At 32.9% G+C, this 25,505-nt stretch carries 23 protein-coding genes; 10 read left to right on the top strand and 13 right to left on the bottom strand.

Going from position 1 to position 25,505, the window contains the following annotated elements:
* The first annotated feature begins 6 nt into the window (after nucleotides 1-6).
* The 3 genes from BSF41_RS14290 to recA all read left to right on the top strand — a co-directional run bounded on the left by BSF41_RS14290 (nucleotide 7) and on the right by recA (nucleotide 2,167).
* Nucleotides 7-390 carry a DoxX family protein gene (locus tag BSF41_RS14290; protein ID WP_095930182.1) on the top strand — a complete coding sequence of 128 codons (384 nt, stop codon included), beginning with the start codon at nucleotides 7-9 and terminating at the stop codon, nucleotides 388-390.
* A gap of 116 nt (nucleotides 391-506) precedes the next feature.
* Nucleotides 507-1,016: an acyl-CoA thioesterase gene (locus tag BSF41_RS14285; protein ID WP_095930181.1), complete on the top strand. Its 510-nt coding sequence runs from the start codon at nucleotides 507-509 to the stop codon at nucleotides 1,014-1,016.
* A 143-nt stretch (nucleotides 1,017-1,159) separates the two neighbouring features.
* The gene (gene recA / locus BSF41_RS14280; protein WP_095930180.1) at nucleotides 1,160-2,167 is read left to right on the top strand and encodes a recombinase RecA; all 1,008 of its coding nucleotides are present in this window, start codon (nucleotides 1,160-1,162) and stop codon (nucleotides 2,165-2,167) included.
* A gap of 554 nt (nucleotides 2,168-2,721) precedes the next feature.
* Here recA and BSF41_RS14275 read toward each other — a convergent pair.
* Nucleotides 2,722-3,465: a 1-acyl-sn-glycerol-3-phosphate acyltransferase gene (locus BSF41_RS14275; protein ID WP_095930317.1), complete on the bottom strand. Its 744-nt coding sequence runs from the start codon at nucleotides 3,463-3,465 to the stop codon at nucleotides 2,722-2,724.
* Nucleotides 3,466-3,759: 294 nt separating this feature from the next.
* Between BSF41_RS14275 and trpS the strand changes: the two genes are divergently transcribed.
* Both trpS and BSF41_RS24025 read left to right on the top strand, forming a co-directional pair.
* A complete protein-coding gene (trpS, locus tag BSF41_RS14270) occupies nucleotides 3,760-4,734 on the top strand; it encodes a tryptophan--tRNA ligase (protein WP_095930179.1) in 975 nt (324 codons plus the stop codon).
* A 126-nt stretch (nucleotides 4,735-4,860) separates the two neighbouring features.
* Nucleotides 4,861-4,983 (top strand): hypothetical protein, encoded by a 123-nt coding sequence (locus BSF41_RS24025; RefSeq protein WP_256385528.1) that lies wholly within the window; start codon nucleotides 4,861-4,863, stop codon nucleotides 4,981-4,983.
* Between the two features lie 18 nt (nucleotides 4,984-5,001).
* On the opposite strand, the gene dprA is transcribed toward BSF41_RS24025, so the two are convergent.
* Complete coding sequence (gene dprA, locus BSF41_RS14265) at nucleotides 5,002-6,102, bottom strand: DNA-processing protein DprA (RefSeq protein WP_095930316.1); 1,101 nt, start codon at nucleotides 6,100-6,102, stop codon at nucleotides 5,002-5,004.
* A 237-nt stretch (nucleotides 6,103-6,339) separates the two neighbouring features.
* On the opposite strand from dprA, the gene BSF41_RS14260 reads away from it, so the two are divergent.
* The 3 genes from BSF41_RS14260 (at nucleotide 6,340) to BSF41_RS14250 (ending at nucleotide 8,806) form a co-directional block, all read left to right on the top strand.
* Nucleotides 6,340-7,311, top strand: coding sequence for an SPOR domain-containing protein (locus BSF41_RS14260; RefSeq protein WP_095930178.1), 972 nt, complete (start codon nucleotides 6,340-6,342; stop codon nucleotides 7,309-7,311).
* Between the two features lie 129 nt (nucleotides 7,312-7,440).
* On the top strand, nucleotides 7,441-8,208 hold the full coding sequence (locus BSF41_RS14255) for a DUF2185 domain-containing protein (protein WP_095930177.1): 768 nt from the start codon (nucleotides 7,441-7,443) through the stop codon (nucleotides 8,206-8,208).
* A 163-nt stretch (nucleotides 8,209-8,371) separates the two neighbouring features.
* The gene (locus BSF41_RS14250; RefSeq protein WP_095930176.1) at nucleotides 8,372-8,806 is read left to right on the top strand and encodes a hypothetical protein; all 435 of its coding nucleotides are present in this window, start codon (nucleotides 8,372-8,374) and stop codon (nucleotides 8,804-8,806) included.
* A gap of 42 nt (nucleotides 8,807-8,848) precedes the next feature.
* Here BSF41_RS14250 and BSF41_RS14245 read toward each other — a convergent pair whose 3' ends face one another.
* The 7 genes from BSF41_RS14245 to BSF41_RS14215 form a co-directional block, all read right to left on the bottom strand.
* Nucleotides 8,849-9,610, bottom strand: coding sequence for a hypothetical protein (locus BSF41_RS14245; RefSeq protein ID WP_095930175.1), 762 nt, complete (start codon nucleotides 9,608-9,610; stop codon nucleotides 8,849-8,851).
* 78 nt (nucleotides 9,611-9,688) lie between these two features.
* Nucleotides 9,689-11,968 (bottom strand): helix-turn-helix domain-containing protein, encoded by a 2,280-nt coding sequence (locus BSF41_RS14240; protein WP_095930174.1) that lies wholly within the window; start codon nucleotides 11,966-11,968, stop codon nucleotides 9,689-9,691.
* A 102-nt stretch (nucleotides 11,969-12,070) separates the two neighbouring features.
* Nucleotides 12,071-12,655 (bottom strand): OmpH family outer membrane protein, encoded by a 585-nt coding sequence (locus BSF41_RS14235; protein WP_095930173.1) that lies wholly within the window; start codon nucleotides 12,653-12,655, stop codon nucleotides 12,071-12,073.
* Between the two features lie 236 nt (nucleotides 12,656-12,891).
* Entirely contained in the window at nucleotides 12,892-13,740 is an 849-nt protein-coding gene (locus BSF41_RS14230) for a bifunctional 2-polyprenyl-6-hydroxyphenol methylase/3-demethylubiquinol 3-O-methyltransferase UbiG (RefSeq protein ID WP_095930172.1), read from the bottom strand.
* 334 nt (nucleotides 13,741-14,074) lie between these two features.
* Entirely contained in the window at nucleotides 14,075-15,946 is a 1,872-nt protein-coding gene (gene mnmG, locus BSF41_RS14225) for a tRNA uridine-5-carboxymethylaminomethyl(34) synthesis enzyme MnmG (RefSeq protein WP_095930171.1), read from the bottom strand.
* A gap of 835 nt (nucleotides 15,947-16,781) precedes the next feature.
* Nucleotides 16,782-17,201, bottom strand: coding sequence for an rRNA maturation RNase YbeY (gene ybeY, locus BSF41_RS14220; protein WP_095930170.1), 420 nt, complete (start codon nucleotides 17,199-17,201; stop codon nucleotides 16,782-16,784).
* A complete protein-coding gene (locus tag BSF41_RS14215; RefSeq protein ID WP_095930169.1) occupies nucleotides 17,198-20,599 on the bottom strand; it encodes a hypothetical protein in 3,402 nt (1,133 codons plus the stop codon). The genes ybeY and BSF41_RS14215 overlap by 4 nt, the downstream gene beginning before the upstream one ends.
* Before the next feature lie 163 nt (nucleotides 20,600-20,762).
* On the opposite strand from BSF41_RS14215, the gene gltX reads away from it, so the two are divergent.
* The gene (gltX, locus tag BSF41_RS14210) at nucleotides 20,763-22,268 is read left to right on the top strand and encodes a glutamate--tRNA ligase (RefSeq protein WP_095930168.1); all 1,506 of its coding nucleotides are present in this window, start codon (nucleotides 20,763-20,765) and stop codon (nucleotides 22,266-22,268) included.
* Nucleotides 22,269-22,402: 134 nt separating this feature from the next.
* The gene (locus tag BSF41_RS14205; RefSeq protein WP_095930167.1) at nucleotides 22,403-23,383 is read left to right on the top strand and encodes an SPFH domain-containing protein; all 981 of its coding nucleotides are present in this window, start codon (nucleotides 22,403-22,405) and stop codon (nucleotides 23,381-23,383) included.
* A gap of 25 nt (nucleotides 23,384-23,408) precedes the next feature.
* On the opposite strand, the gene BSF41_RS14200 is transcribed toward BSF41_RS14205, so the two are convergent.
* The 4 genes from BSF41_RS14200 to BSF41_RS14185 all read right to left on the bottom strand — a co-directional run bounded on the left by BSF41_RS14200 (nucleotide 23,409) and on the right by BSF41_RS14185 (nucleotide 24,990).
* A complete protein-coding gene (locus BSF41_RS14200) occupies nucleotides 23,409-23,663 on the bottom strand; it encodes a DUF6327 family protein (RefSeq protein ID WP_095930166.1) in 255 nt (84 codons plus the stop codon).
* A 2-nt stretch (nucleotides 23,664-23,665) separates the two neighbouring features.
* Nucleotides 23,666-24,016 carry a competence protein gene (locus BSF41_RS14195; protein WP_095930165.1) on the bottom strand — a complete coding sequence of 117 codons (351 nt, stop codon included), beginning with the start codon at nucleotides 24,014-24,016 and terminating at the stop codon, nucleotides 23,666-23,668.
* A 74-nt stretch (nucleotides 24,017-24,090) separates the two neighbouring features.
* Nucleotides 24,091-24,417, bottom strand: coding sequence for a YtxH domain-containing protein (locus tag BSF41_RS14190; protein ID WP_095930164.1), 327 nt, complete (start codon nucleotides 24,415-24,417; stop codon nucleotides 24,091-24,093).
* A gap of 93 nt (nucleotides 24,418-24,510) precedes the next feature.
* Entirely contained in the window at nucleotides 24,511-24,990 is a 480-nt protein-coding gene (locus tag BSF41_RS14185) for a hypothetical protein (protein WP_095930163.1), read from the bottom strand.
* Nucleotides 24,991-25,505: the final 515 nt, after the last annotated feature.

Genomic DNA, 25,505 nt, shown 5'->3' with positions numbered 1-25,505 from the left:
TTCATAATGAACAATGTTGCCTCAATTTTACTTTTAGCTTTTCTAGCTTTAACTTTTTTACAATCGGGTTACGAAAAAATTTTTTATTGGAAAGATAATGTGGCTTGGCTAAAAGAACACTTTGCCAAAACACCACTAAAAAATCAGGTTCCGCTGGCTCTTTTACATTTACTAATTTTGGAATTAATTTCTGGAATTTTATGTGTTGTTGGAGGAATTCAATTATTTACAAATAATGGCAGAGAATTTGGTTTTTACGGAGCTATCTTTTCATGTATCTGTTTGTTAATGATGCTTTTCGGACAAAGACTTGCAAAAGATTACGATGGTGCGAGAACCATTGTTATATATTTTATTCCAGCCGTTATGGCTGTTTATTGGTTGAACTAAAATATGCCACAGATTTCACAGATTCTCACAGATTTTTTTAATCATTTTAATCTGTGAAATCTGTGGCAAAAAAAGCCTTTTTATTATAGGCGTTAAAACAAATTTTATTTAAAAAAATGAATCCAAAACATCCTTCAGAATCCCTAACTATTTTAACTGATTTAGTTTTACCGAGCGAAACAAATCCTTTAAACAATCTTTTTGGTGGTGAATTATTAGCCAGAATGGATCGCGCCGCAAGTATTGCAGCCCGCAGGCATTCGCGCCGAATTGTAGTAACGGCTTCTGTAAATCACGTTGCTTTCAACAGAGCCATTTCGCTTGGAAGCGTTGTAACCGTAGAGGCAAAAGTTTCAAGATCATTCAAAAGTTCGATGGAAGTTTTTATTGACGTATGGGTAGAAGACCGCGAATCTGGAAACAGAACCAAAGCCAACGAAGCAATTTACACCTTCGTTGCTGTTGACGATACCGGAAGACCAGTTGAAGTTCCAGCAATTATTCCAGAAACCGAGCTAGAAATTCAGCGATTTGATGCAGCGCTTCGTCGCAAACAATTGAGTTTATTGCTTGCTGGCAAAATAAAACCTTCTGATGCTACAGAATTAAAGGCTTTATTTTTATAGAACGATTTTGTGACAATTTGGAACAATCAAACTTCAAAAAAAGAAGTAATTTTACAAATTATAAAACAGATCAATAAGATTACAGAAGAATTTTCTTATTTTTATCCAGAAAGACAAAACAATAATTTAGATATTAGAAAAAAATGAGTTCAGAGAAAGAAGCCAAATTAAAAGCACTACAATTAACGCTTGACAAACTTGACAAAACCTACGGAAAAGGAACCGTAATGAAAATGGGCGACAGAGCCATTGTAGAAGTAGAAACGATTTCTTCTGGCTCACTAGGTGTTGACTTAGCTCTTGGAGTAAACGGATATCCTAAAGGAAGAATTATCGAAATATATGGTCCAGAATCTTCTGGAAAAACAACTTTGACGCTTCACGCTATTGCAGAAGCTCAAAAAGCAGGTGGTATTGCTGCCTTTATCGATGCCGAGCACGCATTTGATAGAAATTATGCTGAGAAATTAAATGTTGATATCGAGAACTTAATTATTTCTCAACCAGACAACGGAGAGCAAGCTTTAGAAATTGCCGAAAACCTAATTCGTTCTGGAGCTATAGACATTGTTGTAATTGACTCTGTGGCGGCTTTAACTCCAAAAAGTGAAATTGAAGGTGAAATGGGAGATTCTAAAATGGGTCTTCACGCACGTTTGATGTCTCAAGCATTGAGAAAACTTACTGGAACTATCAGTAAAACAAACTGTACTGTTTTCTTTATCAACCAGCTTCGTGAAAAAATTGGTGTTATGTTCGGAAATCCAGAAACTACAACTGGAGGTAACGCACTTAAATTTTACGCTTCTGTTCGTTTAGATATTCGTCGTTCTGCTCAAATTAAAGATGGTGAAAATGTAATCGGAAACAGAACTAAAGTAAAAATCGTTAAAAACAAAGTTGCACCACCATTTAAAACTGCCGAATTTGACATTATGTACGGAGAAGGTGTTTCTAAAACGGGTGAAATCTTAGACTTAGCAGTTGAATTTGATATCGTTAAAAAAGCAGGATCTTGGTTTAGCTACGGCGATACAAAATTAGGTCAAGGTCGTGACGCTGTTAAAACTTTAATTAAAGATAATCCAGAACTTGCTGAAGAACTGGAAATTAAAATTAAAGAACACATAAAAGAATTGGCAAATGCCTAAAAAATAAGTCGAAAAAAGACGCTTTTAAAAAGCCGAGTGATATAAAAATTACTCGGCTTTTTTTATTTTTTGAAATAAATATGAAATTTTCACGCAACCTTTTTACAAAACTTCCATCTCTATAAAAAAGCAGTTTATAATTGGTACTGCCATATATCAATTTCGAGTTTTTTTTAGAATTTACGTTGGTTGGTTATTTGATTAAAAACCCGTTGGCATCTTCATCTGACGGGTTTTATCAAATTTTTTAAATTTTGACGCAACCTTTTTAATTTTTCTACATCTATAATAATGTGACATTAACTTGAGTTATTAACTAAACTCTTTATTATCAACCATTAATATTTTTAACCATGAAAGAAAAAATGGAATTGTTGTACAGTAAAAACCGAAGAAAAACCAAATTAAGATTTAAAAAAGTATTACGTTTTATTTCAGAAAAGATAATTCACAGATAATAACTTTTGAATAAAAATAGGGGGTTTTTAATTCAAAGAAAAGCCGGTAGATAATTAAATCTACCGGCTTTTGTATTTTACATAATGTTTTTATGGTTATTCCTTTTGATAATCCATTAAACCATTATAAATCATGTTTCTAACTTGATCTCTTAATTCTTTTCTGTTGTCGCTTGTCAATCCTTTTGTTTCTACGAAAGGTAAAATTCGCGCGCGCATTTTTCCTGGACTTCCGCTCAAAAAAGTATACGAAAAACGTTCCTTACTATCTGGATAAACAATCGGCACAATCGGAATCTGATGATCGATCGCCAATCTAAATGCGCCGTCTTTAAACTCATCCAGCAATATGCTTTCGTCATCTGGAACTCCACCCTCTGGGAAAATGCAAATACTTAAACCTTGATTTAATCTATTTTGAGCTCTTTTAAAAACTTCATTTTTACTTTTAGACGAACTTCTGTCAACTAGAATACAAGTTCTTTTATAGAAAAATCCAAAAAGCGGAATCTTTACCAGCTCTTTCTTCCCAACAAAAACAAACGGATTTTTAATTAAAGCCAACGTAAGCATAATATCGGTCATTGAGGTGTGATTGGCCACGATCATGTAACTTTTGCCTTTAATGAGCTTCTGTTCACGTTTTACGGTATAAAAGAAACCCATTCCGAAAAGGATGAATTTAGCCCAAATGCGGGCCATTTTAAAGAAATATGGATATCCTTTCTCAGAAAGGATAGAAACTACCAGAAAAGGTAACATAATGAGTATTGGAATGGCCATCAAAACGTAAAACCAAACTCTCCAAAGAATCCAAAAAGTAATTTTAAATATTTTCATAGCTTCAAATGTAAGAAAACCGAAATGAATTTTAAACAAGATTTTTTCTAAGTGTAACATCTTTTCTAACGCAAAGCACACAAAGATTTTACGCAAAGGCCACAAGTTCGTAGACACAGATTTAAATGATTAAATGGATTTTAAAAAATCTGCGAAAATCTTTTTAATCTGTGGCAGAACATTTAAATCTTGGAAAAAACATAGTGAAAAATCTTTGCGCGCTTTGCGTAAAATCTTTGTGTGCTTTGCGGTTATAAAAAACTTCACGAACTTTGCATCTAAGAAAAAACTAGAATGGCAAAAATACTTACTGGTGTTCAAAGTACAGGAACACCGCATTTAGGAAATTTATTAGGAGCAATTATTCCGGCAATCGAATTATCAAACGATCCAGCAAATGAATCTTATTTGTTTATTGCCGATTTGCATTCCATCACACAGATTAAAGACGGAAAAACTTTAAGAGAAAACACCTTTAGCACAGCTGCGGCTTGGCTTGCGTGTGGTTTAAATCCTGACAAAGTTACTTTTTACAGACAATCTGATGTGGTTCAAACTACAGAATTGACTTGGTATTTGAGCTGTTTTTTTCCATTTCAAAGATTGACATTAGCACACTCTTTCAAAGATAAAGCTGATCGTTTAGATGATGTTAACGCTGGACTTTTCACATATCCTATGCTAATGGCTGCCGATATTTTATTGTATGATGCTGAATTTGTTCCTGTTGGAAAAGATCAGTTGCAGCATTTAGAAATTACTCGTGATGTTGCGGCTCGTTTCAATCACCAGATGGGTGAAACTTTTGTTCTTCCAGAAGCTAAAATTGAGGAAAACATTATGCTGATACCGGGAACTAACGGAGGAAAAATGAGTAAATCTGCAAACAATATCATCAATATTTTCTTGGACGACAAAACATTACGCAAACAAGTAATGAGTATTGAAACTGATTCGACTCCACTTGAAGATCCAAAAAATCCAGACACTTGTAATGCTTTTGCTATTTATTCATTGCTAGCAAATGAAGAGCAAACTGCCCAAATGAGAGCAAACTATTTAGGCGGAAATTACGGTTACGGTCACGCGAAACAAGCTTTGTTTGAATTGATTACAGAGAAATTTAAAACAGAAAGAGAAAAATATAACTACTATATCAACAACCTTGAAGAAGTTGACGCTTTGTTGAAAAAAGGCGCTGCAAAAGCTTCGGTTATTGCCGATGGTGTTTTGGCAAAGGTTAGAGAGGTTTTAGGATTTGGAAAATAATTCCATCTAAAAAATGTTTTCAAAGAAACGCTGATCATTTTAAAATTGGTCAGCGTTTTTCTTTTAATATTCATTTCAATTATTTTTTGTAACTTCAAGTATATTAACCTCTTAAAAATAAAAAAGATGGATAAGTATATTGAAGATTACAATGTTCCGCCGTATGTATTTCAAATTCTAAATATCGTTTTTGGCTTATTGCTTATTTACATTTTATATCGATTGTACAAGCACTTTATAAGAAAATAATATATAGGATTTTCTGCGTTAAATTGACTCAAAAAGTTTTCCAGGAAGTGGTCTTATAACGCCTTTTAATTCCATACCAATCAGAATTCCAGATAGTTTGAAGATTGGAATATCACATTCAATTGCAATGATGTCCAATAATTCCTTTCCGTTTTTCTGGAGAAAATCATAAATCGTTTGTTCTACGGGTTCCAATTCTACAAAAAGCTGTTTCTGAATCATTTTTGGATTTTCTTTAATATCCCAATTCAACATATAAATCAAATCTGCGGCACTTGTTAACACATTTGCTTTCTGAGTTTTAATTAAATTATTACAGCCCTGGCTATACTTGTCAGTCACTCGTCCTGGCACTGCAAAAACATCCCGATTGTAATCATTAGCCATATTTGCCGTTATTAAAGATCCGCCTTTGTCAGCAGATTCTATCACGATTGTAGCTTCAGTCATCCCAGCAACAATACGATTTCGGCGAACAAATTTTTCTTTATCCGGATTCGAATCACTCCAAAACTCGGTTATGAATCCTCCCTTCTCTTCCATTCTGGCCATGTACTTTTTATGAGTTCTCGGGTAAATTTGATTTAAGCCATGAGCCAGTACACCAACAGTTTGCAAATTAAAATCCATTGCTGCCTGATGCGCCACGATGTCAACTCCATAAGCAAATCCGCTTACAATTACAGGATCAAGAGGAGCAATATCTTCTATCAATTTTTTACAGAAATCGGTTCCATAAGAAGTAATCTGACGAGTACCAACAATGCTAATTATTTTTTTGTTTTTGAAATCCAGATTTCCAGCGGTAAAAATCAGAATTGGTGCATCAATGCAATGCTTAAGCCGTTCCGGGTAGTTTTCATCCTGAAAAAAAGAAACCTGAATATTGTTATTTTTAATAAACGAAAGTTCTTTATCTGCTTTCTCAAAAACACTTTTATCTTTCAGATTTTTCAATAAAACACTTCCAATTCCGTCAACAGCTGCTAATTGCGAATTTTTAGCTTTAAAAATAGCCGAGGCATCACCAAAAGAATTAAGCAATTTTTTGCCCATTATATCTCCCACTCCATCAACCTTTAATAAGGCAAGTAAATTAAATAATTCCTGATCGGTCATTGTTTTTAACATTATGTAAAATAGAAAAAATAAATCTACTTTTTATGAGGCGCAAATATCTATAAAACAAAGTAATTTCTTAATAAATTTTAAAAATAATTGTTGTAATGCTTTTTAAATAAGAAAAACCAACCACTTAATTAATTGAAAACGAATTGTCTAAAAATAATTCTGAATTGTTAATAAAAATTGTGAATAAAATTTTGATAACTATACGCGTTGTCTAACTTTGTTACTATGAAAATCGAAGTATATATCTCACAGTTATTGTATCGTTATCAGTGTGTAACGGTTCCAGGGTTTGGTGCATTTTTAACAGAAACTCATTCGGCGCAGCTAAATGAAAGCACTAATTCGTTTTTTCCACCAAAAAAAACCATTTCTTTCAACAGCCGTATCAAAAATAATGACGGATTGTTGGCAAATCATATTGCACAAGCAGAAAAAACATCTTATGGTTTTGCTGTTAGCGCGATTGCTTTTGAAATTTTGAATTGGAAAAAAGCATTAGAAGAAGATGGCGTAATTCTTTTAAAAAATATTGGAGAACTACGTTTAAATTCTGAAAGTAACATTGTTTTCAAGCCAAACGATCAGACCAACTATTTAGCTGCTTCTTTTGGACTGAGTCCTTTTGTTTCTCCAATGGTGAAAAAAGAGGCATTCGAGAAAAAAATCGAAAAGATTGCAGCAAAAGAAAAAGATGCTGTTTTAATATACGAAAGTGAAGAAGAAACCAAATCTTCGAATCCGTTCTTGCGATATGCTGCAATTCTTGTTTTAGGACTAGGAATTACAGGAAGCATTGGTTATCCATTATACCAAAATCAAATTGATAACCAAACACTTGTTGTAGAACAAGCGGTTCAGAAAAAAGTGCAAAACAAAATTCAAGAAGCCACTTTCTTTATCAAAAGTCCACTTCCAGCTGTAACTCTTTCTGTAGATTCTGCTGCTGTTGAAACTGTCGAAACCACAATGCCTTACCACATTATGGCCGGTGCTTTTAGAAGTGAACAAAATGCTAGAAAAGCTTATAATCAATTAATTAAAGATGGTTTCAAAGCTAGAATGCTAAAAGAAAACAAACACGGTTTATTTCCTGTTTTGTACGGAAGCTATGCTACAATGAAAGAAGCAGAACAAGCTCAAAAAGAAATACAAAAAGGCGAAAATCCACAAGCTTGGATTCTGGTCGAAAATCTATAAAATACCTTTTAATCCTGTTCGAAAGAGCAGGATTTTTTTTGCCTTATTCTGTTGTTTTTAAAACCTAAACTCCCTCGTAAATAAATTATTAGCCTTTAATTTTATAATTTATATAAAAGGAACAATTAAATGAAATTCTTCAAAACGAATAATAAGTCTAACGAAAATAATTTCGAAAACTTCCCAGCGATTGGCGGTCTTATGGTTTCGAAAATGATTGTTGATCAAAACATTAAACCACGTTTTCTGTATAGAGAAAAAAGAGCCCGCTCCGAAGATAGCGGCTGGAGAATTTTTACAGGCTTTGAATCTGAGGAATATACTGATGATCCAAATAATATCGGAATATATAGTGCGTCTACAATTCTTAAAATTGATCCTTCTCTCGAAAATATTTTATTAAAAGGAATTGGTTCTGTCTACGAGAGAGCCGATGACAACTCGGATTGGTACAAAGTCACCGATTTTGATTTGGAAGATGATTTCATGATAACTAACCGTTTAACAAAAGAATGGTCGATTGAGATAAATAATCTTTTTGAAAGATCTATAGAAGAAGATGGAACTTTATATTATACAACTGGAAATAAGTCTATTAGACTTTCTATTTGGAATTCTAATCTAAATAGGGAAGCGCTTTTTGAAGAATACAAAAAAGACGTTGAAAATAGAGATCAGACAAAATCTAAAACATTACAACAATTTGATTTTTCTGATTCGGAAGTCTTTAGAATTGGATATTTAATAGAAGAAACTGATAAAAATAAAACTTACAACTTGATTATTGGCTTTTCTATAGTAGATCAAAAAGTAATTCAAACAGCATTTTATTTTGATGAGAAAAGTGATTTAGACTGGGCAATTTCTACTTGGAAAAACATAACCTTCAATAGTTAAAATCTCATAGATTAAGAATGTTCCACGTAAAACCATTTTAATACAAAACCAACATCTAGCAACAAATAAACTTTTTGCCTTATTCTGTTGTTTTAAAATCTTTGAATGGACACTTCTTAAACTCTATTCAAATAAATTCGTCTTCATAAAATTTAATACAATCATGAAGACAATTTTTAAAACCTTTGCTTTTTTATTACTACTAGGCTCTCAGTCCATTTTTGCACAACAAACCAATTCTGATCAAGAAAATCAAATAAAGAAGAACGAAGCTCAAACACAGCAAGTTCTTAAAGAAAATTATAAAAAACTTGATGATAAAATTGCTGTTCTCAAAAAAGAACAGAAAGAGTTGGAAACCAAAAAGAACACTCTCGCCAAGGCTGAAAACCAGTTAAAATCGACTAGAGATAAAATTGAAAAGTTGGAAAAGGCCAATCAGAAAATCGAAAACAAAATCACCACTACATCCGTTTCTGAAGAAGAGATTCAAAAGCAAAAAATAAAAACCAAAGAGAATGAAGTTACAATTCAGAAATTGAAGCTTACGCAAATTTCTCAAGAAAAAGAATTGGAAAAAGCACTATCAAATATCTAAACAAAAAAGCCTGATTCGTTCTGAATCAGGCTTTTTTAATGTTTATCGTGAAACAATTTTGGCATCTTGAGATAAGATTGCTTTTCCAGACTGATACACCGTCAATATTGCTGGTGGCGAATCTTTTTCTCCCAAAACAATGAAATAGCATCGGTATTTGAAATTTCCTTTTTTAAAATCGAAGTAATGGTTTCCTCCCGTTCCGTCTGCAATAAAAACTCCCTTTTCGATTACAAGATCTGGAGTTTCAGTCATTTCTTGTTTGATGGACCAAGAAGCATAGCGATAATTATTATTTCCTAAATCATCAATTCTAATTCTGAACTTTGAAGTTTCAAGAATTGCAACAGGTTCTTTAAAATTTGAAAGTGAAGAATTTACGCTTTTTTTCTGCTTTGCGATTAATGAATTTTTCAATTTCAATTCTTCCTCCGATTGATGATTGATGCTGATAATTCTTCCGTCAATATCTATCCACATGTCTCCACGATTTAGCATAATTCCGCGCCATCCCACTTCTGACCAATCTTTTGCTGGATCCGATTTTGTTATTTTCTCAATCAAAACCTTATCAAAAATTTGGTTATATCTTTTCACAAAATCTGCTTTGTCCTTAACCGAAGGAATTGGATAATCTCGCTTGAACGGAAATTTTATACGTTTTGCAATTGCTTCTTTATCACCATTTTTTACTTCGAGAATAAATTTCGAAATAAACTTTTGATATTCTGGCTTCAAATCCTGGGCAATCAAAAACGAAGAATTAAACACCAGAATTGTTAGCAATATTTTAAATGTTTTCATGTCAAAAATAATTTAATGTGTTAGAAATTAGATTTTTGAAAAACAGAAAACCATGTTTCACATGGGACGTTCAAAAAATTAATTAATGCTGGCTTTGAACATTTTTAGCTCGTCCCAAGTAAATTCATCTCCATATTTTTCTTTCAAAGGACTCAAAGATTCTTCTTGATAAAACTGAAAAGCTTCTCTCAAAGCCAAAATTTTATCATACGGAAGAACATCGGTAATTTCGATTTTCTTCGACTGAATAAGTCTTATCAAATGGCCTTCGATCGTTTGAACATTTAATTTACGCATTCTTGCAATATCTTCAACCGAATTTTTATCCATCCACAAATCATACGTTTCTTCGACAGTCGTTTTTTTAGCCGTTTTAAGCTCACTTTTCTCTGTCTTAGTTGATTTGTATCGAACAACGGGTTCTTCTGTCCTAAAAATGTCCGTATTTGTCGTTTTCAACTCTTCTCGAATCCTTTCTGCTTTGTTCGTTTTGTAATTTCTAATATTTGGCGATGTTAGTTTTTCTTTACTGATTTCTTCGCCGGCCACAACCACTTCGATCAATAACTTGGCTTTCATCAATCTCAAAACCGCCTTGGTCTGAAGATCTTCCAAAAAGTTAAGCTCTTCGTAGAACTCTTTTACTTTTTTAAATTTTTGAATTTCAGCCATTTTGTAAATCAGATCATCAACCAATTTGTCCATTGGCTTGAAAAAATAATCGTAGGCCGCATCTACCCTTTCTTTCACAAAAAACAAATCGACCGTTTCTTTGATGAAGATTTTATTGAGTTGCGAAATGAATTTCTGCGAAGGATCTAAAAGCTGTTCTATAATTTCCATTCGTTTATGCGCCCAAACCGCATGTTTCGTTTTTTCGGAACCTGCTGCGTTTTCGTTATAACTGAAACGATGATTTCGCCATTCTTGCGCCAATTCTCCCCAATTAAAACTGTTTATCAAATAGTTGTGAATAAAATTTTTGGTTTCGAAGTGAAGCGCTTTCTCCAAAGTTTCTTCCGTTGCTCGGTTCAAAGCGTAATCCATCACATCTTGGTCGTTCGAAATGCCATTCATCTGCATCGGAGAAAGCAAAATAAGCCCGTCTAACGAACGCAAACGCGAAAGCGCTACATAGGCCTGCCCAGGCAGAAAAACTTGCGATACATCGAGCGCTGCTTTGTCAAAAGTTAAACCTTGGCTTTTGTGCACCGTAATCGCCCATGCCAGCTTGATTGGATAATGCGCAAAAGTTCCTAAAACCTCTTCTTCGATATCTTTGGTTTGTTCGTTGACTTTGTAGCGGATATTTTTCCATTCGTACTTCTCCACTTCGAGTGTCATGTTCTCTTCTGGAAAGTGAACAAAGATTTCTTCATCAGAAAGCGATTTGATTACGCCCATCTTTCCGTTGAAGTATCTCTTTTCAAAAGACAGGTCATTTTTGACGAACATGATTTGCGCGCCCACTTTCAATTTCAATTCTTCTTCAACAGGAAATATCTTTTCTGGAAAATCTCCTACCACAAATGGCGTATATATATATTCTTTACCATCTAAATCATTGATTGACTGTGAGTTGATAGAATCAGCCTTAGCATTATGAGTTGTCAGCGTGATATAGCCTTTGTTCTCTTTGAAGTCAAAATCTGGCTTAACATACTGATTTAGAATAGTTATGTCCTCGGGAGTGATCTGATTATTTCTCAAATTGTTCAAAACCGAGATAAAAGCATCATCGGTCTGGCGATAGATTTTTGACAACTCGATATAAATCGGCGGATACGTTTGGAGCACATGAGAATGGAAAAAGAATTTTCCGCGGTAATAGTTTTTCAGTGTTCGCCATTCTTCATCACGAATCACTGGCGGCAATTGCAGCAAGTCTCCAATAAACAAAACTTGAACTCCGCCAAAAGGATGCGTGTTTCTTCGAACGGTCTGCATCATGAAATCGACCGCGTCCAACAAATCGGCGCGCATCATACTCACTTCATCAATCACAAGAAGCTCCATGTTTTTGATTACATTTCGCTTAACGTTATTCATTTTGAAATGGCGGCGAAGTGATTCTTTGTTTTCAAATTTTACTGTTTCTGTAAATTGCGCGCTTACATCATACGATGGAATAAACGCAGAAAACGGAAGTTGAAACATGGAGTGAATGGTTACGCCACCCGCATTCAAAGCAGCGATTCCGGTTGGTGCAACGACCACCGTATTTTTATGCGTTGTGGCTATAATTTCGCGTAAAAGCGTAGTTTTTCCCGTACCTGCTTTTCCCGTAAGGAAAATAGATTTCTGGGTCTGATTGATGAATTGCAAAGTATAAGCTGCCGCTTCTGAAACGTTCTGCATTGGGCTTGTATTAAAAAAATAAAATTACCGCATTTTTATAAAAAGAAAAAACCTAAATCGCAGTGGATTTAGGTTTTCAGTAATTTAGTTAGTTTGGTAGTTTTATTTTTTAGCTTCGCCTTCTTTTGTTTCAGCTGCTGGTTTTGCATCTGTTTTTGGCTCTGCTTTGTATTTATCATTTAAAGCTTTGATAATTTCTTTTGTAATATCGTATTTCTCTTCAGCATACAAAATTGTAGCAGCATCCCCTGTTCCGTAGATGTAAGAGTAACCGTTTTTCTTTCCGTAGTCTTTAATGAATTTTTTAACTCCACTAACAAGAGAATCCATTTCAACACCACTTTCTTGTTGTAATTGTTGTGCTAATGCTTGTTGTGCATAACCTAATTGCTGCTCTCTTTTTTGCAATTCAGCTCCTCTTTGCTGTGCCCAAGCTTGACCGTTTGCTTGTGCCTGGCTTTGAAAATTAGCCGCGTCTTGTTTAAAACGTGAAATCTCAGCTTGTAATTGTCTACCTTTTTCTTCCGCTTGAGCTTTGTACTTTGCCTCTAAATCTTTTGCCTCAGTGTATTCTTTCATCAAAACCGAAGTATCCACGTAAGCTGTTTTTACTTCCTTTACCTCTGCTGTTTTGTTACAAGAAACTGCGAAAACTGAAAGTGCGATAATAACTAATGCTTTTTTCATTTTTTTAAATTCTATTTTTTTAAGTATTGAAGACAAAAATATAAAAAAATCAATAGCATCAACATAAAGTTTAAAAAATGCGTAAAATTTATGATATTGTTTTTATTTATCGAAAAAAATATCATCATAAACCAACGCTATCGCAGTATTTTAGATGCTTTTTTGCTTTTTTTATATCAACAAGAAAAAGCCACTCTGCCCTTTTGGGGCAAAAATGGCTTTCTGTATTTTTTGTATTATTTATTCTTTAAAACATAAATATGCGATGAATACTCTTTTGAGTTCTTCGCTTTCCAATTTGATTTTAAACCAATGAAAAAAGCTTTAATATAATTCATCTTTCCTGTTTTGTATTTTTCAGACAAAAGGCTCACATAAAATGAATCGAACTTCATTGGAAGAACTTTTTCCAATTTCATCTCTACTCTTTCAAAAAGCAATTGAATTGATTTTTTTGAAAAATGCCAAAAATGAATTGGCACATCATAAGCAGCCCAAAAAGTTTGATAATGGTTTGCATCAAACGATTTGTAATTCGGAACCGCAATAATTAATGTTCCAGTTGGTTTCAATAAACGCTTCAATTCTTGGATCTGAAGTTCTAAATCTGGAACGTGTTCTAAAACGTGCCACATCGTAATTACATCCAGAGAATGATTTTCTAAAGTGCTAATTTCTTCTACAAATGAAATTCCTTTTTCTTTAGCAATGTTTTTAGCACGATCGCTCGGCTCTACTCCAATTGTTTCCCAACCGTCATTTTTTGCTTTCAAGAGGAAATCTCCAGTTCCAGCTCCAATATCTAAAAGTTTTCCTTTTTGTGGTTGTTGGCTATTAATTAAATTCAATTTATTCTTAAGAGCAATATTTTTCACAAAGTGATATGCTTTTTCAAATAAAGAACGTTTGTTGTCGGTATGCGAAATATAATCTTCGCTTTCGTAATATTTACCTAAATTTTGAAGTTCAGGTTGTGGAGAAGTAATTAGCATATCTAATTCTTCATCATAATACAAATCAAAAATTTCTTTTGAAACAGAGTGGTCTTTTACCGTAAGAAAATGTTTTTTATTTAAAACGTTCATTTTTTAAATTTATAGATATTGGGTTTAATTTATAGCAAATCCTAAAAACGAAATTATATCGCTTTTAGGATTTTTATCTTTTTTATTTTTAATTCTTCTGTAGAATTCTTTTCACTTTTCATAATTCAGCACACCTGTAAAGTTGCTTTTATCAAATACTCTTTCACTAAAATCTTCAAAAGGTTTCACGTGGAACAGCAACAATTTTAGATTTCTGACTTTAGATTTATAATGGATTCTGAAAATAAAAAACCGAAAAATAGTTTCACGTGGAACAAGTCATTTTCAAAATATTACAATAATCTGAAATCAGCAATCTAAAATCTAAAATTATTTACCTTCCCATATAAATCAAAAGCACCGAAATATCACTCGGTGATACTCCGCTGATTCTTGAAGCTTGCGAAATAGTTACAGGACGAATCTTGCTTAATTTCTGTTTTGCTTCAATCGACATGGATTTAATTTTATTATAATCGAAATTGTCTGGAATTTTTACTTCTTCCAAACGATTCAATTTATCTGCATTATTTCTTTCTTTTTCGATATAACCAGAATATTTAACTTGAATTACTGCTTGCTCTACAATTTCTTCATCCAAATCATTTTCTTCAACATACGCTGAAACCTTTTCAAATTTCAACATATCCTCCAATTCAATTTGTGGACGAGAGAAAATCTTGAACATTTTATCTCCTTGAGAAATTGGAGCCGATTCTTTCGCTTCTAAAATCGGATTTGTTTCGGCAATCGTAACACTTGTTTCTTTGAAGAATTGAACCATCTTTTCAGATTCGTTTAGTTTCTTTTCCATTCTTCGTAAACGATTTTCAGAAGCTAAACCAATTTCGTATGACATTGGAGTCAATCTGAAATCGGCATTATCTTGACGCAACAATGTTCTATATTCTGCTCTCGATGTAAACATACGATATGGTTCTTCTGTTCCTTTAGTAATTAAGTCGTCAATTAGAACTCCGATGTATGCTTCATCACGTTTTAAAATTAATGGATCTTTTTCGTGCACTTTTAAATGCGCATTTATTCCAGCCATCAAACCTTGAGAAGCTGCTTCTTCATATCCAGTTGTTCCATTAATCTGTCCTGCGAAATATAATCCTTCAACTAGTTTCGTTTCTAAAGTATGTTTCAATTGCGTTGGTGGAAAGAAATCATATTCGATAGCATAACCAGGTCTAAAGAATTTTACATTTTCAAAACCTGCAACAGAACGAAGCGCTTTAAATTGAATATCCTCTGGAAGCGAAGTTGAAAATCCGTTTACATAAACTTCGCAAGTATTCCAGCCTTCTGGCTCAACAAATAATTGGTGACGCTCTTTATCTGCAAAACGATTTATTTTATCTTCGATAGAAGGACAATATCTTGGTCCTAAACTTTTGATTCTTCCGTTGAACATTGGAGAACGATCAAAACCTTCTCTCAAAATATCATGAACATTCAACGAAGTGTATGTCATGTAACAAGAACGCTGATGCGTTAACGGAGCGGTAACATCTGAATAAGAAAACTTAGCTGGCTTCGCATCTCCTTTTTCTTCATTCATTTTAGAATAATCTAAAGAACGCCCATCTACTCGAGGTGGCGTTCCTGTTTTCATTCTTCCAGCTTCAAAACCTACTTTGATCAAATCTTCGGTAATTCCGGTTGCGGCACTTTCTCCTGCTCTTCCTCCTCCAAATTGTTTTTCTCCAATATGAATTAAACCGTTCAAAAAAGTACCATTTGTCAAAACCACAGATTTGGAACGAATCTTCACTCCTAGTGAAGTTCTAATTCCTTTTATCTTTCCGTCTTCAATAATTAATCCTTTTACCATCTCTTGATAAAAATCAAGATTTGGAGTTGCCTCCAACATCATTCTCCATTCTTCTGCAAAACGCATTCTATCACTTTGAACTCTTGGCGACCACATTGCAGGTCCTTTTGATTTATTCAGCATCTTGAACTGGATCGCAGTTTTATCTGAAACGATTCCTGAATATCCACCAAGCGCATCAATTTCACGAACAATCTGTCCTTTTGCAATTCCACCCATGGCAGGATTACAAGACATCTGTGCTATGTTTTGCAAACTCATTGTAACCAATAAAGTTTTCGATCCCAAATTTGCAGCCGCAGCCGCAGCTTCAGAACCAGCATGGCCTGCACCAACCACAATAACATCGTATTCTTCTAAAAACATTTTGTTTTATTATTCTCCAAAAACCGCTAACGCGGTTTTTAGAATTAAATTTATTTCTTTCTTGTTCCACGTGGAACTTTATATTTCATTTCAAGTTTTAAAATTTCAAGTTTTAAAATTTCAGGTTTCAAGTTCAAACTGAAACAGGTCAACTGGAATTCTTAAATTCTGAAATCAATAAAAATGTTTCACGTGAAACATTTTACTTCATTCAAATCAAAACTCTCAAATCAAAACTCTCAAATCAAAACTCTCAAATCAAAACTCTCAAATCAGAACTCTCAAAGCAGAACTCTCAAAGCAGAACTCTCAAAGTAGCACTTTTAAATCAGAACTTTCAAACTAGAACTTTCAAACTAGAACTTTCAAACTAGAACTTTCAAACTAGAACTTTCAAACTAGAACTTTCAAACTAGAACTTTCAAACTAGAACTTTCAAACTAGAACTTTCAAACTAGAACTTCTAAACAGAACTTCCGATAGAAATGTTTCACGTGAAACATTTTTAAACTTCCATTCTAAACTTCCATTCTAAACTTCCATTCTAAACTTCCATTCTAAACTTCCATTCTAAACTTCCATTCTAAACTTCCATTCTAAACTTCCATTCTAAACTTCCATTCTAAACTTCCATTATAGACCTCCAACGAACTATTTAAAATCATGTTCCACGTGGAACGATTTAATCTTTTATTCGAATTTTTTATTATAACGTTCCACGTGGAACGTTATAAAATTCTTTTATTTTCCTTAAATATGTTTCACGTGGAACGTTTAAAAAAAAACTAAAACCAAAACGTTTCACGTGGAACATATATCTTAAAGAGAGATTTAATTACTGTTCCACGTGAAACATCTTCATCTTCTCTTCTTCCTTCTGTCTCATTAATTCAGCTTCCTTCTCTGACTTATCTTTGTATCCACAGTAATGTAGTATACCATGAGATAGCACTCTCTTTAGTTCTTCAGCAAATGAAACATTGAAGTCTTTTGCATTGTCTACAACACGTTCTACAGAAACAAAAATATCTCCATTTAACTCGTTACCAACAGTATAATCAAAACTAATAATATCTGTAAGTGTATCGTGATCTAGATATTCAACATTGATCTTATGTAGATATTCATCATCACAAAATATATAGTTGATCTCTCCTTCATTCTTATTCTCAGAAACAATTACAGCACTTAGCCAGTCACTAAAAGCCTGCTCGTCTCCTAAAGTAAAATCTGTTTCGTAATTAAAATTTATCATTTTGTATTAAAGTATTCTTGAACTTTTTGATTAAAATTCGAGCGCAAAGGTAGTGATTGTCTGTTTAATATCTCAACGCTGTTTAAATATTCCAATAACGAACTTGGCAAAGCATTTGAACGATTACTAAATTCAGCCTTATTAGTTTCAGATTGTCTTTGTGTATCTTGCCCTTGTTGCTGAACTGCGTTGTTTAATTTCCATAATTCTTGTTGGATATTTAGTATACGTTGCAAGTTCTCATTCTTAAATCCTTTGTTCAAAATCTGCTTTTCAGATTGTTTCATTTGATCTATTATAGATTTACCTTGAGCATCCAAACCTTTCTTTGCTAACTCCTTTTGCAATGCTTCTCTAAGTTTAACTTGCTCTTTGTATATCTCCATAATAGCTTCTGCATCTCCTTCTCCATCTTCACCTTCATTACCTTTCTTCTCTCCTTTTCCGCTCTTACCCTCTTTACCAGAAGAACCTTTATCTCCACTTTTGTTACCTTGCCCTTCTTTACCCTGACCTTCTTTTCCTTGTCCATTTTGTCCTTGTCCAGACTTTCCATCTTTACCTTCTCCAGGTTTATCTCCAGATTGCTGTCCAGGTTTCATACCTTCTTTCATCTTATCAGCAAGTCCTTTTTGTTTCTGAATAATATCTGGCAATTGCATTCCTTTTCCGTCTCCAGGTTTAGGTTTTCCCGCTCCAGGTTTAGACATAGACATCTGCATATTATTCAATAAATCACTTAAGAAATCGGCTAACTTATTGGCAGATGAAACTGCATATTGTTGGTGTGAAACTCCACGAGGAATTTGAACATCGGTTAAAGTTTCAATAGCCTTGTCCATGTTGTATTGTACGTTTCCAATTTCTTTAGTCACGTCTTCTGCAACCTTTGGATTACGTAATGAAAGTGCAAACAAACTATCATCAACATGTCTAAACTGCTGTTTCAAATTCTGCTGAATCTTGATGTTCTTTGTAAATGTAGAGGAACCCAATTTCATTGCTTTGAACTGTTTCATCACATCTTCTTGTGATAAAGAATAAGCCAAAAGATTATCTAGAATCTGACGAAGCATTGCTACGTCTTCTTCCATTTGTTCTTGTTCTCCACCTTCCATTTCGCTCTGCATTTCTTGAGCCATAGACTTCATTTTCTTAGCCGCACTTTTCTGCTTTGGCTTAGCCGCAGAAGTATTCTTTTTGCTCAATTCTTCAGAAGCTTTATTAAGATCATTGTCTACATCTTTTTCTTTAGAAGCATCAGATGGAATATCCAAAGGTTTCTTCAAAGTCTTATTCTCTTCTTTCAAATCCTTTAAATCTTCCTGAATCTTATCAAAAGATTTATTGATTTCATCTTGCTTCTCTTTCGTATTTTCTTTCTCTTTATTAGATAACTGTTCCTGTTGTTCTGACAGTTTATTTAGTTTCTCAGCAACTTGCTCTGCTTTCTTAGAAACATAAAAACGTTTGGTCAACTCCACCAATTGTTCTAAATTACGAGATTGGTTTTTACTGATTTGTTTGAACTTTTCCATCTTATCAAACAGTTCTTCGCTGTTTAACTTATCGTTCAAGATCTTTAATTCGTCTAATAATTTCTGATTCTTTTCTAAATCTTTCTGTGCATTATCTAAACGCTTTTGCAAATCCTCAGCAGTTTTATCTTTCTTATCATCTTTGAATTTATCTAGATTCTGATTCATTTTCTCAGAGAATTGTTTCATCATTTCGTCTTGTTGTTTCTGACGTTTGATAAAATCATTGATCTTCTGCTGATCTTTAAACTCTAAATTATCTTTTTCTTTTCCGGTATTCTGAAGCTTATCCATTTCTGAAATCTGCTTCGTTTGGTTCTTCAAAGATTTAGATAAACTATTAATATTTTGATTTTGTTGCTGTAATTCCTGATCTTGAATTTCATCTGTTGTAGCTACACGATCTGAAAATGTAGAAGACTTTGTAGACTTAAATCCGTGTGGAGCATCGTTATCAAAAACTTCAAAATAGTATTCATAGGAAACTCCTTCTTCTACTGGGAGATTGCTTGGGAAATTAAAAACAAACTGATCAAATACTCCAGCCTTTACAGGAATGTTTCCACGCTTAGCAGACTGAGGTTTGTTACGTTCGTAGTATACAATTTGTAGTTTCGAAAGTCCATAATCATCACCCAATCTACCTAGAATATAGTTCTTATCTAACTTCAAACTATCTGGCGCTGGCCCCACATTGATGGTTGGAAACTGATCTTTTATCACAGACAGCTGATAGTCCAATTTCTCGTAGTTTTTAACCTTATCGTTAGACGTAAGAATTTGATATTCTGTATTTTGACTAATATTTTTAGCCAATTTAAACTCATTTTCTACCTTATTAAACTTAAAAACTTCATTGTCTCTTTTCCACGCTACTTCTTGCGTAGATTTGGTGTTCATTTTCCAACTTACAGTTGTTCCTTCAGGTACAATTGCGTTTCCAGTTCCTTGAATTGTCTCTGATTTTTTCTTTAGATAAGAAGGAAAGTTCAAAACCATCTCGAAGTTTGCAATTGATGGAACAGTGATAACTTTCAAATCATACTCTTCAGAAACTACTGAGTTTCCTTCAAAAGAAAAACGAATATCTTCTGCTGGTTTCTCCACTTTAAATTCAAACTTTCCAGGTTGAGAAGATTCCATAAAATAGCTTTCATCACCAATATGAATCATTACATTTTCTGGAACTACATTCCCAACAGATTCCATTTTGATCACGAAATCTTTGTTTTGCTCTGCTTGCAAATTAGAATTCAAAACCACAAATTTGAAAGGAGCTGGCGGTAAAAAAGCAGAATTGAAATGCACTACTCTATTCAAACTTTGCGAAATAATATTACTATTTCCAGAAATATAAAACACCGCAAAAAGTAAAATTGGAACTAAAGCCAATGGTAAATATTTTTTATTTGCTTTAAAATTGATTGCATTTCCAAACGGAATTGGTTGCAAAGAATTTGCTTTTTGTTCGATTGAAGCTAACACCAATTCCGAACTTTCATTATTATTTTCAGAAGACAATTGCAAAAAGTTCGTCAGCTTATCACTCACTTCTGTGAAATGATTTCCTATAATTTTTGAAGCTTGAGTATAATCAATTCCCTTTTGAAGTTTGAATAATTTAAACAAAGGGAAAATAATTAAACGGACCAAAAGGAAAACTTCAACTCCAACAAATAACCAAAATAGAAAAGTTCTTCCCAGAGGTTTTAACCAAAGAAAGTACTCTACAAAAAGCGTAAATAGAAAATATAATAAACCAAAACCAGTAAAAAGTAATATCCCTTTTATCAATTCGTTGGTATAATATTTCTTAATGAAAGCCTCTAGCTTTTGATATATCGCAGATGATGTTTTCAAAATAAATCTGTTTTAATTATAACCTATAAAAGTAGTAATTATAATAATACCTTTTTAAGATTCTAAGTTACTAAGAGGCTAAGGTTCTAAGATTTCAAAATCTAAAATCAACATTCTGAAATCTAAAATCATAAAACGTATCTTTGCAACAAAATTTAAACAAATGTCAAAGCAAGTTCGTGTGCGTTTTGCACCAAGTCCGACTGGACCGTTACATATTGGCGGAGTTCGTACTGCCCTATTTAATTATTTATTTGCAAAAAAACATAATGGTGTTTTTTATCTGAGAATTGAAGATACAGATCAGACTCGTTTTGTTCCAGCTGCAGAAGCTTACATTATGGAAGCTCTTGAATGGTTAGGAATTGCTCCCGAAGAAACGGTTGGAAAAAATGAAAAATTTGGTCCATACAGACAAAGCGAACGTAAAGATTTATACCAGCAATATGCAGATCAATTAATCAATTCTGGTTGGGCATATTATGCTTTTGATACTCCAGAATCTTTGGATACTTTGAGAAAAGAACAAGAAGCTGAAGGAAAAACATTTATTTATAATCACACCAATCGTGAAAAACTAGATACATCTCTTGTAATTTCTGCTGACGAAGTTGCTAAAAGAATTGCAAATGGAGAACATTATGTAATTCGTTTTAAAACTCCAGTTGATGAAACTTTGCATTTGAAAGATATTATTCGTGGTGATGTGAAGTTTGAAACTAATCTTTTGGATGATAAAGTTTTATTTAAAAGTGACGGAATGCCAACATACCATTTAGCCAATATTGTCGATGATCATTTGATGGAAACTTCGCATGTAATTCGTGGAGAAGAATGGTTGCCTTCTATGCCACTTCACGTTTTATTATACAAAGCTTTTGGTTGGGAAGCTCCAGAATTTGCGCATTTACCTTTGATTTTGAAACCAATTGGAAATGGTAAATTATCAAAAAGAGATGGAGACAAAATGGGATTCCCAGTATTTCCATTAGAATGGAAAACTCAAGAAGGCGTTTCATCTGGTTATAGAGAAAATGGATTTTTCCCGGAAGCAGTTGTAAACTTCCTTGCTTTGTTAGGATGGAATGACGGAACAGATAAAGAATTATTTTCTTTAGAAGAATTAGCTCAATCTTTTGACTTGAACAGAGTTCACAAAGCTGGAGCAAAATTTGATCCAGAGAAAAACAAATGGTTCAATCACCAATATTTAGTAAAACAAAATGATGCTGATTTGGCCAAAACCTTCTCTCCTATTTTAGAAGAAAAAGGGTTCTCTACTCCAATTGAAGTGACAACTCGTATTGTTTCTTTGATTAAAGAAAGAGCAAACTTTGTATCTGAATTTTGGGATCTAACTGATTTCTTTTTCCAGGCTCCAACATCATACGATGAAAAAGCAAGTAAAAATTGGAAAGAAGAAACTCCTACTTTAATGCAAGAACTAATTTCTGTTTTAGAAAATATTGAAGATTTTACTTCTGTAAATATTGAAACAATCGTAAAAGATTGGTTAACCAAAAATGAAATCGGAATGGGTAAAGTAATGCAACCTTTCCGTCTAAGTTTGGTTGGAGCGCTTAAAGGTCCTCATCTATTTGACATTGTTGAAATCATTGGAAAAGAAGAAACTATTTCGAGAATTCAGAAAGCGATTGAAACTTTATAATTAGAATCAACTTAAAAAATAGAAACGCTAAGAAACATGTCACAAATGTTCTTAGCGTTTTTTTAATGTTTTAAAATTTTAATTTAGAAGAATTTTCGTAATTTACCAGAATCATAAATATAAATTACATAACCATGAGTACAGCATTTATTATCTTTTTAGTATTGGCATTCTTCATTTTCATGTCGTCTTTCTTTACTGTAAAACAGCAATCGTCTGTTATTATAGAACGATTTGGAAAATTTCAGAGTGTTAGAAATTCAGGATTACAACTTAAAATTCCGTTGGTTGATAGATTGGCCGGAAGAGTAAATCTTAAAATTCAGCAGTTAGATGTTATCATCGAAACTAAAACTAGAGACAACGTTTTCATCAAAATGAAAGTTTCAGTTCAGTTCAAAGTAATTCAGGAAAAAGTATATGAAGCTTTTTATAAACTTGAATATCCACACGATCAAATTACTTCTTACGTATTTGATGTCGTTCGTGCCGAAGTTCCTAAACTAAAACTGGATGATGTTTTTGAAAGAAAGGATGATATTGCAGTTGCAGTAAAACGTGAATTGAACGAAGCAATGTCTACTTACGGATATGATATCATCAATACTTTAGTTACTGATATTGATCCAGACATTCAGGTAAAAAATGCAATGAATAGAATCAACGCTGCTGATAGAGAAAAAACGGCTGCTGAATTTGAAGCTGAAAGTTCAAGAATTAGAATCGTTGCAAAAGCAAAAGCCGAAGCAGAAAGTAAACGTTTACAAGGACAAGGTATTGCAGATCAGCGTCGTGAAATTGCAAGAGGTCTTGTAGAAAGTGTTGAAGTTTTGAACAATGTTGGAATTAATTCTCAAGAAGCTTCTGCCTTAATTGTAGTAACACAGCATTATGATACTTTACAAGCAATTGGAGCCGATGCAAATTCTAATTTAATTTTACTTCCAAATTCTCCACAAGCTGGTAGTGACATGTTGAATAATATGGTTGCATCATTTACGGCATCAAACCAAGTTGGCGAAATGATGAAAAAACACAATAAAAAAGTAGAGAAACCAAAACCAATTCAGCCACAGTCTGGTTATGAAGATGACATTCAACCAGATGTTCAATAATAATTTTACAAAATAAAAAAGAGGCTTAATTGCCTCTTTTTTTATTTATAAACCAATTGATCACAAATGGTAAAATAGATTGTAAAATTTCTGGAAATGATTTTTTGACATAACCTGTATAAGATGAAATAAAACCATTTACAATATTTTGCGGTGTTATGCTTTCCTTAGTTTTCTGAAAACTTAAAACCAATTTTTGATAATTGATATCTTTTTCTAGTTTTAGAATTTCCAGATCCCTTTCAATCTCAGCATACGAAGAGTATTTTTTTCTTTCCATAATTAATCATTAAAAAAGATTTCTGAAAATTTCTCCAAAATTGGTCCTTCAACAAACTTATCCTTTAGAAAGAAAAGTAAAATGGTAAAGAAAAGATAGATCCCTCCTACTGCCAAAAATCCGAGAGCATTACTTTCAAACAAAGAACCAAAAGCATACGCTGCGGCAAAAGATCCAAAAATCATAACCATACTGAAACACAATAAAATCAAGGTAAACTTAAAGATCAAAGTTGTCGATTTCATTGCAACCTTAAAACCCCAAAGTTTGTAATAAGCTAAATGACTATCAATATATTCTTTAGCCTGACCTTGAACTTTTTCAGTGCTTTCTTTTAATTCTTCAAAAGCCATAATTAAAATTTTAGATAAAAAAAAGCACAAAACTTTCTTATAAAAATAAGCAAGTAATGTGCTTTGTACAATTATTATTTCTGAAATTTAGCGTTTTGTGCTTTTAAATCAGCCAATTTAGTTTCTAAAAAAGTGATTACTTCTTCTGTTTTATGGCTGACATTAGAAAGTAACTCATTCAAAGTTCCGTCAAGATTATGAGTAGCACTCGTAAATTTTTCACGAAGAACTTCAGAGCTGGCATCAAAAGAATCTTTCAGATTATGTTTGGCATCATCTATACCTTCTTTAATTTTTGCTCTAGTTTTTGATCCTTTATCTGGAGCAAATAAAATTCCAATTGCCGCTCCTGCAGCTGCTGCAGCTAAAATTGCTGCTGCTGTATTTAAATTCTTAGACATGATAGTTACAATTTAAAATTATTAATAAAGATACTCTTTTTTAAAATGATAAAACTTTGATTAATTGCAATTTACACAAAATTAACAATATTATTAATACACATAAGCTACAGCTTCATACTTACCATCTGCTTTTTCAACAATGCTAACAAACGGATATCCATTTGAAGCCGACTTAGATTTGATTCTCATAGCAGTCTGGTTCTGATTTGCAATTGGCGGTTCCCCTTTTGTCCTTGTTGAGACACCAGTAAAACTAGCAACTTGTTTCAGTCCTATTGTTTTTTCTTGTGGCAGAACAGTTACCATTTTGTAATCATCTTTTGAATCCACTACTATTTTATCAGAAACTTTCTGAGTTTGTTTACTCTGTTTGTTTGTAATTGATGAAACAGCATGTTTACTAATTTTGATTTCTTCAGAACTTCCGTTTAAAGAATAATAAACAAAGCCATTTTCGTTTTTAATAAAATTTACATCAAGTTGTTCTCCATTGTGTTTTGTAATTTGATGTGTTTGCGAAATTGCAACGTTTGCAAATAATAGCGCTACTGCGAAATATAAAATTTTCATGATAATTAGATTTAAATTAAAAATTGTCAGACCTGAAATTTAAAAACTAAACTTTCACTCAAATTCAACATTATGGAATTTTGTACATTATGATACAATTTGAAAAAATATCTTTTACGGGAAATATTATCAAAATTACATCATAATAAAAATCAGAACATAAAATTGTCTTTTTAGGAAATCAGTTTTGAAAATCTATTGTTATAAAAATTACGAGTTTCTAAAAACAATAAATTTCAACTTAGATTCTTTACGGCAAATTTTAATTTTTTACAAAAATCATCTCTGACTTTTGGTATTGAGTTAAAAATAGCAGTTTTATAAACAATTGTGTGTTAACAACCCGTTAAACTGACTAAAATAACAGTAAAAAGTTAAATAAAGACCGTAAATAAACAATAATCTAAAAAATGAGTTATCTATCAATCAAGTTTTAAAAACGTCTTAAAATCAATTTATGAAGGTTAAAATCAATCTAGAAAAACTATTATTTTTAATTTTACAATCAATTAAAT

The sequence above is a fragment of the Flavobacterium sp. ACN2 genome, from assembly GCF_002303885.1.
Lineage (GTDB): Bacteria > Bacteroidota > Bacteroidia > Flavobacteriales > Flavobacteriaceae > Flavobacterium.
This window is presented reverse-complemented; position numbering and strand designations above follow the sequence as displayed.

Coding starts and splice junctions, on each gene's coding strand:
- BSF41_RS14290 (WP_095930182.1), top strand. CDS start 7: ATGAACAATGTTGCCTCAATTTTACTTTTAGCTTTTCTAGCTTTAACT.
- BSF41_RS14285 (WP_095930181.1), top strand. CDS start 507: ATGAATCCAAAACATCCTTCAGAATCCCTAACTATTTTAACTGATTTA.
- recA (WP_095930180.1), top strand. CDS start 1,160: ATGAGTTCAGAGAAAGAAGCCAAATTAAAAGCACTACAATTAACGCTT.
- BSF41_RS14275 (WP_095930317.1), bottom strand. CDS start 3,465: ATGAAAATATTTAAAATTACTTTTTGGATTCTTTGGAGAGTTTGGTTT.
- trpS (WP_095930179.1), top strand. CDS start 3,760: ATGGCAAAAATACTTACTGGTGTTCAAAGTACAGGAACACCGCATTTA.
- BSF41_RS24025 (WP_256385528.1), top strand. CDS start 4,861: ATGGATAAGTATATTGAAGATTACAATGTTCCGCCGTATGTATTTCAA.
- dprA (WP_095930316.1), bottom strand. CDS start 6,102: ATGACCGATCAGGAATTATTTAATTTACTTGCCTTATTAAAGGTTGAT.
- BSF41_RS14260 (WP_095930178.1), top strand. CDS start 6,340: ATGAAAATCGAAGTATATATCTCACAGTTATTGTATCGTTATCAGTGT.
- BSF41_RS14255 (WP_095930177.1), top strand. CDS start 7,441: ATGAAATTCTTCAAAACGAATAATAAGTCTAACGAAAATAATTTCGAA.
- BSF41_RS14250 (WP_095930176.1), top strand. CDS start 8,372: ATGAAGACAATTTTTAAAACCTTTGCTTTTTTATTACTACTAGGCTCT.
- BSF41_RS14245 (WP_095930175.1), bottom strand. CDS start 9,610: ATGAAAACATTTAAAATATTGCTAACAATTCTGGTGTTTAATTCTTCG.
- BSF41_RS14240 (WP_095930174.1), bottom strand. CDS start 11,968: ATGCAGAACGTTTCAGAAGCGGCAGCTTATACTTTGCAATTCATCAAT.
- BSF41_RS14235 (WP_095930173.1), bottom strand. CDS start 12,655: ATGAAAAAAGCATTAGTTATTATCGCACTTTCAGTTTTCGCAGTTTCT.
- BSF41_RS14230 (WP_095930172.1), bottom strand. CDS start 13,740: ATGAACGTTTTAAATAAAAAACATTTTCTTACGGTAAAAGACCACTCT.
- mnmG (WP_095930171.1), bottom strand. CDS start 15,946: ATGTTTTTAGAAGAATACGATGTTATTGTGGTTGGTGCAGGCCATGCT.
- ybeY (WP_095930170.1), bottom strand. CDS start 17,201: ATGATAAATTTTAATTACGAAACAGATTTTACTTTAGGAGACGAGCAG.
- gltX (WP_095930168.1), top strand. CDS start 20,763: ATGTCAAAGCAAGTTCGTGTGCGTTTTGCACCAAGTCCGACTGGACCG.
- BSF41_RS14205 (WP_095930167.1), top strand. CDS start 22,403: ATGAGTACAGCATTTATTATCTTTTTAGTATTGGCATTCTTCATTTTC.
- BSF41_RS14200 (WP_095930166.1), bottom strand. CDS start 23,663: ATGGAAAGAAAAAAATACTCTTCGTATGCTGAGATTGAAAGGGATCTG.
- BSF41_RS14195 (WP_095930165.1), bottom strand. CDS start 24,016: ATGGCTTTTGAAGAATTAAAAGAAAGCACTGAAAAAGTTCAAGGTCAG.
- BSF41_RS14190 (WP_095930164.1), bottom strand. CDS start 24,417: ATGTCTAAGAATTTAAATACAGCAGCAGCAATTTTAGCTGCAGCAGCT.
- BSF41_RS14185 (WP_095930163.1), bottom strand. CDS start 24,990: ATGAAAATTTTATATTTCGCAGTAGCGCTATTATTTGCAAACGTTGCA.